Source organism: Pseudomonas urethralis (genome assembly GCF_021602465.1).
Classification (GTDB): Bacteria; Pseudomonadota; Gammaproteobacteria; order Pseudomonadales; family Pseudomonadaceae; genus Aquipseudomonas; species Aquipseudomonas vlassakiae.
In genome coordinates this window covers 28,180-41,307 of sequence record NZ_BQIJ01000012.1, presented here as the reverse complement: position 1 = coordinate 41,307, position 13,128 = coordinate 28,180, and the positions used below count along the sequence as shown (strand labels likewise).

Annotated in this window: 9 protein-coding genes; all 9 read right to left on the bottom strand. The window is 63.8% G+C overall.

The genetic code is table 11. The annotated features are described in order from the left end of the window. Position 1 precedes the first annotated feature (1 nt). The 9 genes from bcsB to L6D64_RS18775 all read right to left on the bottom strand — a co-directional run bounded on the left by bcsB (position 2) and on the right by L6D64_RS18775 (position 12,869). A complete protein-coding gene (gene bcsB, locus L6D64_RS18815; protein WP_176509389.1) occupies positions 2-2,284 on the bottom strand; it encodes a cellulose biosynthesis cyclic di-GMP-binding regulatory protein BcsB in 2,283 nt (760 codons plus the stop codon). After that, positions 2,281-4,890, bottom strand: coding sequence for a UDP-forming cellulose synthase catalytic subunit (gene bcsA / locus L6D64_RS18810; RefSeq protein WP_176509390.1), 2,610 nt, complete (start codon positions 4,888-4,890; stop codon positions 2,281-2,283). The genes bcsB and bcsA overlap by 4 nt, the downstream gene beginning before the upstream one ends. Then, on the bottom strand, positions 4,887-5,603 hold the full coding sequence (bcsQ, locus tag L6D64_RS18805; RefSeq protein WP_176509391.1) for a cellulose biosynthesis protein BcsQ: 717 nt from the start codon (positions 5,601-5,603) through the stop codon (positions 4,887-4,889). Before bcsQ ends, bcsA begins: the two co-directional genes overlap by 4 nt. Continuing rightward, entirely contained in the window at positions 5,600-5,818 is a 219-nt protein-coding gene (gene bcsR, locus L6D64_RS18800; RefSeq protein ID WP_176509392.1) for a cellulose biosynthesis protein BcsR, read from the bottom strand. The genes bcsQ and bcsR overlap by 4 nt, the downstream gene beginning before the upstream one ends. After that, on the bottom strand, positions 5,815-7,443 hold the full coding sequence (gene bcsG, locus L6D64_RS18795; protein ID WP_176509393.1) for a cellulose biosynthesis protein BcsG: 1,629 nt from the start codon (positions 7,441-7,443) through the stop codon (positions 5,815-5,817). The genes bcsR and bcsG overlap by 4 nt, the downstream gene beginning before the upstream one ends. Then, positions 7,440-7,622: a cellulose biosynthesis protein BcsF gene (gene bcsF, locus L6D64_RS18790; protein ID WP_176509394.1), complete on the bottom strand. Its 183-nt coding sequence runs from the start codon at positions 7,620-7,622 to the stop codon at positions 7,440-7,442. Before bcsF ends, bcsG begins: the two co-directional genes overlap by 4 nt. Beyond that, on the bottom strand, positions 7,619-9,109 hold the full coding sequence (gene bcsE / locus L6D64_RS18785) for a cellulose biosynthesis protein BcsE (RefSeq protein WP_176509398.1): 1,491 nt from the start codon (positions 9,107-9,109) through the stop codon (positions 7,619-7,621). The genes bcsF and bcsE overlap by 4 nt, the downstream gene beginning before the upstream one ends. Positions 9,110-9,346: 237 nt before the next feature. Further along, positions 9,347-10,723, bottom strand: coding sequence for an HlyD family type I secretion periplasmic adaptor subunit (locus tag L6D64_RS18780; protein WP_176509395.1), 1,377 nt, complete (start codon positions 10,721-10,723; stop codon positions 9,347-9,349). Then, entirely contained in the window at positions 10,713-12,869 is a 2,157-nt protein-coding gene (locus L6D64_RS18775) for a type I secretion system permease/ATPase (protein WP_176509396.1), read from the bottom strand. The genes L6D64_RS18780 and L6D64_RS18775 overlap by 11 nt, the downstream gene beginning before the upstream one ends. Positions 12,870-13,128 lie beyond the last annotated feature (259 nt).

Below are 13,128 nucleotides of genomic sequence, written 5' to 3'. Positions count from 1 at the left end.
GTCAATCGGCCCCACCCAGGCGACGACGCCCGGCCCAACGCAGCGCTCGCCACAACAGGAAGGCGAACAGCAGCACGCTGATAACGGCAATCACCGCGATCAGGGTCGGGTAATCAGAGAGGTGGAACCACATCAACAACCACCAGGGCAGCTGGCCTACGTAGTAGTGCTCGCCGACGAACTGGCTGCTGACCCCGCTGCTGCGCACCAGTGCGACGGAGCCTGCCACGGCGTCGAGCTTGCCGGAGTCGGCCAGCACTTCACGCAGCAAGGCGTAGGCGTCATCGGAGCTGGCCAGCAGGGCAACGACGCTGCGTTGCTCGTGGAACGGCGATTTCAGCCCGGTGATCGCGGCAATCGGCGCCTGCGCACTGACTTCGATGCGGCTGTTGGACACCACTGGCGTCGTGTCGAAGCGCCGCATGCCGGGTTGCTCCACCACCCGCCCCTGCACCATCCAGTCGCGCTGGGCATTCAGCAACAAGCCCAGGTTCGGCTGCTCACGCAGGTCTTCGGGCAGGCTGCCGATCAGCAGCAGGTCGGCATCGGCGTCCGCCGCCTGCTTCCAGTTGTCGCTCAAGCGTACATTCAAGGCAGGGTAGCCGACCTGCCCGCCGATGCTGCTGATCACGTCGAGCAAGGTGCCGACCTGCATCGCCGTGGGCTTGGCCGGTACCACGACCAGGGTCTCGGACAGGTCGGCCATGCGGCTGTATGGGAAGCCACTGCGGACGAAGGCACGCAGGTCAGGCATGGCCATGTAGTGGTAGTAGCCAGACAGGTCGATGGTCGAGTTTTCGTCGATCGCCGCACGCACGTCTACCGGCAGCGAGGTCTGGCAGTGGTCGCGCTGGGCACTGCCCAGGGTGCTGGCGAAACTGAAGTCGAACCGCAGGCGGTTGCGCGCGCCGATCTTCAGGGCCGGTACCAGCGATTGCTCGGTCAGGGCGGTACTGTCGGTAGACAGCACGTTCAGGCGCATCTCCTCCAGGGTGCTGCTGCGGCGGTCGTTGCCCACCAGCGGCATGCTGGTGATGTACTGATCGTTGACGCTGATGCTCAGGCGCGACTCATCGGTGACCGCTGGCGGTGTGTAGCGATACAGGGTCTGCAGCGGAATGCCCTGGTTGCGCCAGACGAACAGGTCTGGCGGCAGGTTCACGTCCAGGGTGATCGGGCGTGGCTGCAAACCGCTGACCTGCAATTGCTCCGGGTAGTCGAGCAGCTCGGAGAACCGCACCGGGCGGTCGGTACGCGTCCAGTTCGGCGCGTCGTAAGGCTTGCGTGGCTGCAGGGCGGTCATCTGTTCGACCTTGACCCGCGAACCGCGGAACAGGTCGCTGCCGACGGCCAGCGCCGAAGCGGCCTTGACCAGGTCTTCGTCATTGCGGCCCAGCACCAGCAGCAGCTTGCTCCAGCGGTCGCTCGGGTGATCGATCAGCTGCACCACCGGGCCATCGACCGCCGGGTACTTTTCCAGGTCGGCGAGGAACGCCGGGCGTCGGTCGTTGCTGGCGAAGACAATGACCGGCTGCGGTTTGTCGCCACTGGCCGGCAGGCTGTTGAACGACACCGGGAAGGTCGCCTTGCGCCAGCCGGCCTTGCTGCCAAAGTACGACGCCAGGATGGCAGCGGCGCGCTGCTCGCCCAGGCTTGGAGTGTCGGCAAACACCACCGGCAACTCGACCTTGTTGGTATCGCGCGCATCGAAGAACGGCAGCGGGAAGTACGCCAGGTCATTTTCCAGCGCCAGCGCCTGCTCGTGCAGCTGCACCTGGCTCTTGCGGTTGACGTTCAGCCACAGGCCGCTGTGCGCCGGGTCTTCACAGATATCGGTGTAGTGCCCGACGAACTCCAGGCGCACCCGGTTGAAGTCGCTGATCAGTTTCGGGTCCAGCTGCAGTTGACGACGCACGCGCTGGCCGAGCTGGTCCTTCTCGATCGGCACTACCCCCATCAGCTCGTCGTTGAGGTAGACACGCAAATGCGACAGGTTCGGCAGCAGGGCTGGCGACGGGGTGTAGTCCAGTTGCAGCACCGCATGGGTGGCCAGGCGATCCCGGCGCAGGCCGAACTCGATGTTCTCGCTGTTGCGAACGCCCAACATCAGGCTGTCGGCCGGCCGGCCCAGTTGCTCGAAGGTCTGGGTGACGGGCCAGTTGGGCACCGATGGCTCGGCCGGTATGGCAAGGGGGGCTACAGCGGCGACAGCAGCGTTCTGCAACAGCGAGGCAAGCAGCGCCATCGCCAAGCCCCAGGTGCGTGCGGGATAACGAGTCATCATGCGTCTCGGTCAGCAAGGTTCGTGGAAGGAAGTGGTCGGGGTGTATGCGGCAGGTAGCTGGCCAGCCAGCGCAGCAGCTCATACAAGGGCAACAGCCACCCGCGCAGCCAGATGGGGGTGTGCTCGATCATGCGCAGGTAGCCAACGCCACCCAGCTTGAGCACGTCCATCAGGCTGCGCAGTGGGCGGTCGACTTCATGCTTGTCCTGATAACCCAGCCAGGCATCGGCCCGCGCGAAGGTGCAGTGCACCAGGTCGATGCGCTGTTGCAGGTTGAGGCCCTCGAAGGTCAGACCCACGTGCCGGCCGACGATACGGGTAACCTGGGCGTTGAACGCAAACTCACGCTGCCCGCGGCTCAGCAGCAAGCGCACACGCGCCCCTGAGGCAGGCTTCACACCGTCACCCAGTTGCAGGCCAATCCCCCCATCGGAATAGTCGACCAGCGTGCAGGGGAAAGCGTGGCCACTCTCCAGCTGCAGTGCGGCTGGCAGGTGCATCTGCACGCGGTGCGCACGGCGCACCTGGCGCACTTCGGCGGCCACTGCGCAGGCGGCGCCGAGGATCAGCAGGTTGTAGGTCACCCACAACGAACTGACGATCACCGTGCCGATTTCCGCAGCCGGGCCGGTGAACAGGCGCCAGACAGCAAAACCCAGGCCGGCCACATTGAGGCCGGCGAGGAACAGGTAGGGCTGGGCGATGCGCCAGTCGAACTGGCCCTCCTCCATCAGGCCACCTTTGGCGGTGACGTTGAACTTGCCCTTCTTCGGCGCAAACAACGCGACCGTGGTCGGACGGGCGATGTACCAGGCCAGCACGGTCTCGTAGACCTCGCCCCAGAACGTCTGCCGGTACTTGCCCTGCATGCGCGAGTTGGTGAGGCTGGCATGAATCATGTGTGGCAGCACGTACAGCAGGATCATCACGGCAGGCGCGTAGATGATGTAGGCGTGCAGCAGCAGGAACGCCAGCGGCGCGGTGAGGAAGATCAACCGCGGCAGGCCGGCAAGGAAGTGCAGCATGGCGTTGGCGTAGCAGATCCGCTGGAACAGGCTCAGGCCGCGGCCCAACAGCGGGTTGTCGGTACGGAAGATCTGCACCATGCCGCGCGCCCAGCGGATGCGCTGGCCAATGTGCGCCGACAGGCTCTCGGTGGCCAGGCCGGCAGCCTGGGGAATGCCCAGGTAGGCCGAGGTCCAGCCCTGACGGTGCAGGCGCAACGCGGTATGGGCATCTTCGGTGACCGTTTCCACGGCAAAGCCACCAATGTCTTCTATCGCGGTGCGCCGCAGCACGGCACAGGAGCCGCAGAAGAAGGCGGCGTTCCACATGTCGTTGCCGTCCTGGATCAGCCCGTAGAACAGCTCGCCTTCGTTGGGGCGGCGGCGGAACGAACCCAGGTTGCGCTCGAACGGGTCGGGCGAGAAGAAGTGGTGAGGCGTCTGCACCAGCGCCAGCTTCGGGTCCTTGAGGAACCAGCCGACGGTCATTTGCAGGAAGGAACGCACCGGCACGTGGTCGCAGTCGAAGATGGCAACCAGCTCGCCGTGGGTGACCCCCAGCGCATGGTTGAGGTTACCGGCCTTGGCGTGGTGGTTGTTCGGCCGCACGATGTAGCCCACGCCGACCTCGTCGGCGAAGGCGCGGAACTCCGCACGCTTGCCATCGTCGAGGATGTAGATGTGCAGGCACTCGCGTGGCCAGTCCAGGCCCAGGGCAGCGAGGACGGTGGTTCGTACCACCGAAAGGTCCTCGTTGTAGGTGGGGATGAACAAATCGACCTTGGGCCAATGGGCCGGGTCTTCCGGCAGGTTCACCGGCTTACGTTCCAATGGCCAGCAGGTCTGGATGTAACCGAGGATCAACACGAACCAGGAGTAGGTTTCTGCTGCCAGCAAGATCACCCCGCAGACCAGGTCGAGCGTGTCGTTCCAGTTCAAGGTCGAGGTGTAGCGCCACCACAGGTAACGGCAAGAAATGATCGTCGACAGCACGATCAGCATCAAGGTCGGGAAGCGGCCCGGCATGTAGCGCACCAGCATGGCGATGCCCCACAGCAGGAAGATGAACACCAGCTGCGCCAGGTAACCGAACGGCTCGGTCACGCACAGCACCGCCAGCAACACAGCGAACGAGGTGAGCACGGTATAGAACAGCCGCCGGCCGAACACGCTCAGACGCTTCAGACGCTGTGCGGCACCTTGCTGCAAGTCGCTGTCGCGAAAACGCGCCGGCACCTGGCCCATGGTTTCGGCCAGCCGGGCACGGCAGCTGCGCAGCACCTTCGAAAGGCTGCGCAGGTAGCCGCTTGCCAACGACAAGGCACGCAACGGCCGAGCGGGTTTGCGCGGCGGTGGGACCCGCCGCAGCAGTAGCCAGCCGCACTGGATCAGCAGCCGCAGCGGGTCGCCCAAGGTCGGCCGCTTGCCGACAAACTGCGGGAACAGGCGCTGACGCTCAGCCAGCAGTGCCTGCCAGGCAGGTGATTCGAGCCGTAGCAGCAGGAACGCCAGCCACACCCCGAGGGTGAACAACAGAGCAACACCCCGTTGTGCGCCGCGCGCGGTGAAATGGCCGTAGGCCGAGAGCGGGGTCACGTTCACGCTTCGCGCCTCGCCAGGCAACGCACCGCCAGGCTTTGCACATCCCGGGATGCCAGGCAATGCGGTGCATAGTGGCCGACCGGCGCCTTGCAGGCAAAGGCCTCGACGAACGCTTCGTCACGGTGCACCAGTTGCATGGGCAGGCGCTTGCGGAACAGGTCACGCCACACCATCAGCACATCGCTCTGCAGGCTGCTGGCCGGGTCGAAACGGTTGACCAGCAGCATGTCATAACGCTCGACCTGCTGGCGCCCCAGCAGGATGTGGCTGGTCATTTCAGCCTCAGCCACCAGGACCCGCATGTCGGTGACGAAACCCTGCGTTGCCCTGGCCGCTACCGGGTGAGCAAGATCGAACAACAGCCAGTCGAAATGCTTGGCCAGTTCAGCTTGCCGCGCGCGCCACACTTCAGGCTGCTGATACCCCTTCAGCTCGCCGAGCCGGTGCGCATCCACTTCACCAAAAGGCATCACGCACAAGCCGTCGAGAACCTCATACAGAGGCTCGTCGTAGGGCCGCCCCTGCAGCTCGGCACAGGCCCAGCCGTCGCGCTGTTCGAGCGCCAGGTTGAAGTGCAGGCCGAGCAGGTTGTCCGGGCTCATGTCGACCAGCAGCACGCGCTCACCCAGTTCACGCAAGGCATAGCCCAGCGCCGCCAGCAGCGCGGTACGGCCCAAGCCACCCCGCAGCCCATGCAAGGCCAGGCTGATCATGACTGCACGGCCTTGGACTGCTCGGTCCGCGCCAAGGTAGCCTCCTGCAGGCGAGCCATGCAGCTTTCGCCCAGCAGCGGCCAGCGCTGCAACGCCTGCTGCACACCCACCATCATGGAAATGTCCTGATAGCTCAAGGCAGGCATGGCCAGATACCGACGCAACTGGGCGATATCGTCACTGCGGTCGGATGGGTCAGCGTTGCCAGCCTTCATGGGCTCTCCTTCGGAACAGGCTGCCAATCCGGCTGGCCTTGCAGGCGCATATAGGTTCGGCCCTGGTAGTCCAGCACCTGGGCACCAGAGGTTTCCGAGACACGCTCGGTGGTCGGCAGGTCGGTCAGCAGGCTCGGCAGGTCGAGCGTCTGCCCCGCGCCGAGGCCGGCATACACACGGGAGACCAGCTCGGACAGCGCCAGGAAGCTGGTGGGTGCGGTAACGCGCAGCGGCTCGCTGCGGGCCGGCTGGCCCATGCCGATGAACTTGAGGCCGACCGGCACATGGGTGATCGACGGCGTCGGGATCTCACGCATGCCCGACAGCTGCATGCGATCACCGTGCAAGGCCGCGCCGTGTTCGGGAACGATGGCCACCACCACGCGACGGCCGCTGCCTTCGAGCTCGTCGAGGAACTTGCCCAGGTCACCAAACAGGCGGTTGGCCCGTGTGGCGTAATCGGCCGGGCGCGTGCCGCCGTCGGCGGTCACCATGCGGTTGCCGTCATGCAGGCTGATGGTGTTGTAGAACAACGAGACATGGTTGGCGCCGGAGGTCTTGCGCTTGCCCCACCAGCCGTGCAGCACGTCCAGGTCGCCGGCGATCGGCGAGCCGTCGAAGCTGACCAGTGCCCGCGGGAAGTCGCTGACGCCGAAGCTCGGCTGCGGCATGTGTTGGGTGGTGATGTCACCGATGAAGTTGTCGAAGCGGCCACTGTGGTTGAGCAGCGTCTGGCTCTGGAAGCCAAGTTTGGCCAGGTTCTGGAACAGCAGGCACTGTTCCGGCGCCTGCTGGTACAGGCCTGCATGGGACGACTGGCCGCAGCTGGCGCGCAGCATGCGGATCGCTGCCGGGCCGCTGTAGGAGGTCGCCGAGTTGAACTGGTCGAAGACCACGTCCAGGCGCGAGAACAAGGCGTTGTCATGCATGCCCACGGCCGAAAGGTCGTCCCAGGCCAGGGAGCACACGTTGATCACCAGCAGGTCGAAGGTCTGCTCGTCCGGCTTCGCGACAGGGAATGCAGTCACCCGCTGCCGCTCGCTGGCAAAGAAGCGCTCCAGCCAGGCATTCAGGGTCGCCGTGTCGGCCACGGCCGCAGCCGGTGCCGCAGCAGCCGTGCCAGCCGTGGCGGCTGCAGCGCTGACGACAGGTTGGCCGCCACCGATGCTCAGTGCCGGCAAGCCGCCGACCGCCAGCCATGCCAGGCCGGCCAGGCTCAAGGTGCTCAGGCGCAGCCAATGCCGCAGGAACAGGTAGCCCACCAGTAGCAGCACCAGGGCGCCCATCAAGTTCCAGTTGATGAACCTGGCCATGAGCTCCAGCAGATAATCCCAGGAGAAATCGAGCACCCCCGGCTGCGCCAGCAAGCGCCGGAACGGTGGTAGCCAGGTGTCGTGATAGAACAGCGCGATGCCCACTGGTACGGCCACGACCTGGCGCCCGACGCGCAGCCAGCGCTTTGCCAACGGTATCAGCAGAAATGCCGCGAACAGCAGATTGGGCAGCGCCTGGAAGTCCAGCATGCCAACCGCGACCAACAGGAACTTGGCCAGGAAATAGAGGTTCCAGGCACCCAGACCGTGCCAACGGGCCGGCACCTGCGCGGAAAATGTAGAGCTGGTCATTGTTCAGAGTCCTGACGCACCACACGGCGGCGTACACCCACCGGCTTCAGGTAACGAGGTCGCAAAAAGCGGTTCAGCCAGCCCTGCACGGTGCCACGCACACTCACCACGAACAGGACCAGGATCAAGGTAGCCAGCACACTGAGGCCGGCTACCTGCAGCAATTGCACGAAGTTCATGCTGCCCCTCCATGGCCCAGGGCAATCCGCCGAGGCGCCAGGGCGGGCCGTTTCAACGCCGCTGGCAGTGCCACCGACTCGGCCAGTGGCGGCTGCGGTACGGTTTCATCGAGAAACGCCGGAGCGTCCAGGCTGTCGAGGTTGACCAACAGGTCCTGGCTGATGAACAACTCCTTCCAGGACAACTGGAAGATATGGTCAAGCGCCTGCTCGACGCCCTCCGAACGGCAGGCGAACAGGAACAGGAACAACACCTCGCCGACCACGCAGGCGATGTCGCCATCGCGGCGGAACACCGTACGTGAGCAGGCCTGCAGCGGGCTCAGGCCCGGCGCAGGACGTAGCACCAGCAACTGGTGGACGATTTCACCGTTGCGGTGGCCATGCCACATCTGCTGCACCGCTTCGGCAAACACCCGGGGCGCCACCAGGCCGCAGACCGGCATTGGCCGCAGGCGAGCGAGCAAGGCATCGAAATCGGCCGGCAGATGGCGGCGCCAGACATAACCCTGAATGCTGTCGACCATGGTCAGGAAACGCGACAGGCTGGCGCCGAACGGCACGATCTGGCTTGCACCGCAGGCCAGCAACAGCTGTTCGTCCTGGTAACGCAGGGTTGGCGCCATTTCCCGCACGACCAGCTTCAGGGCGTTGCCACGCAGCTGCCGCAAGGTGTGCAACTGACGGGCAAGGATATCGAGGCGCTGGCCCCCATCCATGGCGAAGATCACGGTGGCCGACACGGCACGGCTGGCCTTGGCGCCAACCTCGCTGATGCTGTCGAACACCTGCCAGTGCTCCGACAAGGCAGGTGCCCCCTCGAGCACCTGGCTCTGGGCCAGGCAGAGCAGCTCATCACCGCCGGCATCGGTCAACGGCAGCGGCCGCCCGGCAATGGCAAAACCACCGGCGTGGCGTGAGAGTTCAAAGTCCTGGGTGCCAGCAACGCCGAGCCTGTTGCTCCAGAAGTGTTGCAGGTAACGCATGCTGCCCTGGCCGCGATACAGCTGGGCGAGCCCGTCGAGCGACTGGTTGAATGCGCGCAGGCGCTCGATCAGCGAGGCGCTCTGCCCTTCACTGATCACCACTATCAGCGCACCCGCCGCAAGCGCCGCCTGGCGCAGCGTCTGGCACCAGTGCTCGGCGTTGCCGCCCTCCCAGGCCGCCGATGGCACGATGGCCAGCAGCACCCGGCCAGGCAAGTCGATACGCGGCAGGTCTTTGGCCAGGTGCAGGATGGCCCGAGTGTCAGCCTCGAACAGGGTCAATTCGGCAGGGCCGCAAGCCGCGTCCAACCCTTCGAGGGCGTCTTGCATCACGCGCGCGCCACCCAGCAACGCCGCCCGGCCTTGTTCAGGCATGGCTCCGATCACTTGGCGGCAGAGCGTAGCGGCGTTTTCTGTGGTGTCACAGGCCAACCAATACAGGCCGTGCTCGTGAAACTGGCCATGCTCGGCGCCTAGTCCGGGGATAGCCAACAACGGGATGCTTTTCGTCAAGTCAATGGCTCTGAATTCGAAATCTTAGCTGATTCAGGGACGTAAGCCGCACGCAGGCAGCTGCGGCTTTTTGACGAAGAAAAGTGTCAAAAATACGACGCTTGCAGATTGGGCTTGGGTTAAGGACGTCAATTCTACAGCACTAGGTGAAAATGGTGTCAAGATGATATTTGACAGCGGTTCGCCAGGTTTTGGAAAACGTGATCGATTGCGCCTTGCAACTGCTTAACGTTCACGCAACGCCTCGGTCTGTGCCTTGATGATCGGCTTTAGCAGGTAGCTCATGATGGTTTTCTTGCCGGTCTTGATATCCACGGTGGCGACCATGCCCGGGATGATCAACAGCGGCTTGTCATCGCTACCCAGGTGACTCTTCTCGGTGCGCAGGCGGATCGGGTAATAGGTCGTCTTTTTGTCCTCGTCGGTGATGGTGTCGGCACCAATCTGCTCCAGCTTGGCTTCGAGGCCGCCATAGATGGTGTAATCGTAGGCAGTGAACTTGACCATGGCCTCCTGACCGGGGTGAAGGAATGCGATGTCCTTGGGCAGGATCTTCGCTTCGATCACCAGGGAGTCATCCAGCGGGACGATTTCGATGATGTCGCTACCCGGCTGGATCACCCCGCCGATGGTATTGACCAGCAACTGCTTGACGATGCCGCGCACCGGCGAAGTGACCAGGGTACGGTGGACGCGGTCATCCAGCGCTTTGCTGGTGGCCGTGGCCTTGTTCAGTTCGGTCCGGGCCTCGTTGAGCTGAGTAAGGGCATCGCTGCGGAACTTGCCGCGGGTCTCCTCGATCTTGCTCTGCACCTCCTTTATTGCAGCTTCGGCACGCGGGATGGCCAGCGCAGTGGCATCCAGCTCGCCACGAAGCTCCACTTCGGAGCGGCGCAAGCGCAGGATTTCGACCTGGGAAACCGCCCCTTTGGCCACCAGCGGCTCGGACATGCCGATCTCCTGGCGCAGCAGCTGCAGGCTGTTGGCATACTGGTCTCGCTTGGAATTGAACTCGCGCAGCTCTTGCTGTTTCTGCACCAGCTGCTGCTGCAGGCCGCTGACTTCATCCTGCAACTGCTGGCGACGGCTCTGGTAAAGCGACTCTTCACTGGCGGCCTGGCTGGGGGCCGCCTGGCGCAGGTTCGCTTCTATTTCCAGCGGGACATCCTCGACTTCGGCACTCAGGCGTTCGACGCGCAGGGCCATGGCCACGCGGTCGGCCTCGGTTTCGCCCTTGTTCGAGGCGAAGCGGGTTTCGTCCAGGCGCAACAGTGGCTCGCCGACTTCGACCACCTCCCCTTCCTTGGCGAATATTTCGGCGACGATACCGCCTTCAAGGTTCTGGACCTTTTGCACTTTGGACGAAGGAATGGCCTTGCCCTCACCACGGGTAACTTCGTCGATGGGCGCGAAACTGGCCCAGATGATCATGAACAGGAAGAACGCGATCACGCCCCAGATGGTCAGGCGCACCACCCGTGGCGCGTCTTCGATCAGTGCCTTGTTGACCTCGGGCAACGGCTGCCCGTGCAGCGACTGCGAGCCTTTGAAGTAACGGCGCAGCTGCTCCTTGAACTCACCGATATCAAGCTTATGCAACACTGATCTGCCCCTTCTTCAGTGCATCCATGACTGCGGTTTTCGGGCCATCGGCGACAACCTGGCCACGGTCGATAACGATCAACCGGTCGACCAGCGACAACAGCGAAGCGCGGTGGGTGACCAGCAGCACGGTCTTGCTCTCGATCACCGCCTGCAGGCGTTGCTTGAGGCGCTCTTCGCCGGTGTTGTCCATGGCTGCGGTGGGCTCGTCGAGCAGCAGGATCTGAGGGTTCAGCAACAGGGCACGGCCCAGGGCCACGTTCTGCCGCTGGCCACCCGACAGGTTTTGCCCACGCTCGCCGACCTGCAGTTCGTAGCCGTCCGGGTGTAGCCGGGCGAACTCGTGCACGCCAGACAGCTCGGCGGCCTGCAGGATGATCTCGTCCTCGATGTAGCGTGCCCCGCTGACCAGGTTGTCGCGCAGGCTGCCGGCCAACAACTGAATGTCCTGAGGCACATAGCCGATGTTGTGGCGCAGCTCGCTGACGTCGATCTGGCGGATATCCACACCGTCGACCAGCAGCGAGCCATTGTCTGCTTCGTACAGGCCCACCAACAGCTTGGCCAGTGAACTCTTGCCCGAACCGCTGCGGCCGATGATGCCGATCTTCTCGCCTGGGCGAATGCTCAGGCTGATGTTCTTCAGGGCCTGGTTCTGCTGATTGGGATAGGTGAAATCGACGCCGCGGAACTCGATGGCGCCCTGCAGCACCTGACGGCTCAGCGGGCGCTCCTCGAAATTGCGTTCCTGAGGCAGCTCCATCATCTGGTCAGTGGCGGTCATGGTCACCTTGGCCTGCTGGTAACGCGCCAGCAGGCCATTCAACTGGCCTAGCGGGCCGAGGGCGCGGCCGCTGAGCATGTAGCAGGCGACCAGCCCGCCCATGCTCAGGCTGCCGTCGATAATCAGGTAGACGCCGAGGCAGATCATCGCCACGCCTGCCAGTTGCTGGATCAGCAAGGTGATGTTCATGGCCAGGCCAGACAGCACTTTCACGCGCATTTCCAGGCGGCTGAGGGTGCCGAGGGTCTGCTCCCATTTGTATTGGCGTTCGCTCTCGGCGTTGTTGACCTTGACGGCGTCCAGCCCGGCCAGGGTTTCGATGAGGCTGGACTGGCGTTCGGAAGCCAGCGCCATGGTCCGCTCCATGGTCGCCATCAGCGGCTTCTGCAGGGCATAGCCGATGCCCAGGGCCAACGGGAAGGCCAGCACCGGGATCCACACCAGATGGCCGCCGATGATGCCGATGACGATGAGAATGATCAGGGTGAACGGCAGGTCGATCAGGCTGGTAAGCGTCAGGGACGCGAGGAAATCGCGCAGCCCCTGAAATTCATGAATGTTCTGCGCATAGCTGCCGACCCTCGCGGGTCGGTATTTCATGGCCATGCCGACGATGCGCTCGAACAACGTGGCCGAGATGATCAGGTCGGCCTTCTTGCCAGCCAGGTCCAGGCACAGGCTGCGCAGGCCCTTGAGGATCAGGTCGAAAATGTAGGCACCGGTTATGCCCACCGCCAGTACCCACAGGGTCGAAGTGGCCTGGTTGGGGACAACCCGGTCGTACACATTCATGACGAACAACGGCGCGGCCAGGGCGATCAGGTTGATCACCAGGCTTGCCGCAATGGCGTCGATGTACAGCCACTTGCTGCGCAGCAAGGTGTCGCGGAACCAGGATTTAGCGCGCGGGATCAGGTTGCCGTGGTTGACGTCGTACTTGTGCTGCGGCTGGGCGAAGAACACCCGGCCACTGTAATCGCTGATAAGGGCTTCGCGACTGACCAGCACTTCACCGCCGTCGCTCTCGCTGAGCAGCAAGCGTGCGGTTTCGGGGTTTTCCCAACCGAGCAGGACGGCGGCACGCCCCTCCTTGAGCAACAGCATGGCCGGCATGGCGATACTTGGGATCTGTTCCAGCTTGCGCTGCAACAAGCGCCCCTGCAGGCCGGCACGGGCCGCGGCACGGGGCAACAGCTCAGGGCTCAGGCGCTGGGCGGGCAAAGGCAACCCGGTGGTCAGCATCACCCGGCTGGCGGGCTTTTGATGCAGCACACACAGGGTGAGCAGGCAGTCCAGCAAGGGATCATCGTGCTGGCTGCGCGGATCGTGGCTCAGCTGGATTCGTCTTACGTCGGATTCCACGTGGCGCTCTTCCTTGCGGTAGTTGGGATGGCCCCTTCAACAATTGCTCATTGCTCTTTCAAGCAGACGACAGCAAAACCCTAAGGGTTCATTACTGCTGCACAGCGGAACTCCCTGTGCATATAGCCACCTTTCCAGCAGCGCTTATCAAAAGACTAACGATTGATCGCGCCAGCGCAAGTCGAAGTTCTTCGTCGCCCGATATCAGCGACGATCGACCTTACGCAAGGCCTTGTAGAACGCGGCCTGAGGCGCAAGG

Excerpts from the sequence above, each read along its gene's own strand:
- bcsF (WP_176509394.1), bottom strand. The coding sequence starts at position 7,622 with ATGAACTTCGTGCAATTGCTGCAGGTAGCCGGCCTCAGTGTGCTGGCT.
- bcsR (WP_176509392.1), bottom strand. The coding sequence starts at position 5,818 with ATGAAGGCTGGCAACGCTGACCCATCCGACCGCAGTGACGATATCGCC.
- bcsG (WP_176509393.1), bottom strand. The coding sequence starts at position 7,443 with ATGACCAGCTCTACATTTTCCGCGCAGGTGCCGGCCCGTTGGCACGGT.
- bcsQ (WP_176509391.1), bottom strand. The coding sequence starts at position 5,603 with ATGATCAGCCTGGCCTTGCATGGGCTGCGGGGTGGCTTGGGCCGTACC.
- bcsB (WP_176509389.1), bottom strand. The coding sequence starts at position 2,284 with ATGATGACTCGTTATCCCGCACGCACCTGGGGCTTGGCGATGGCGCTG.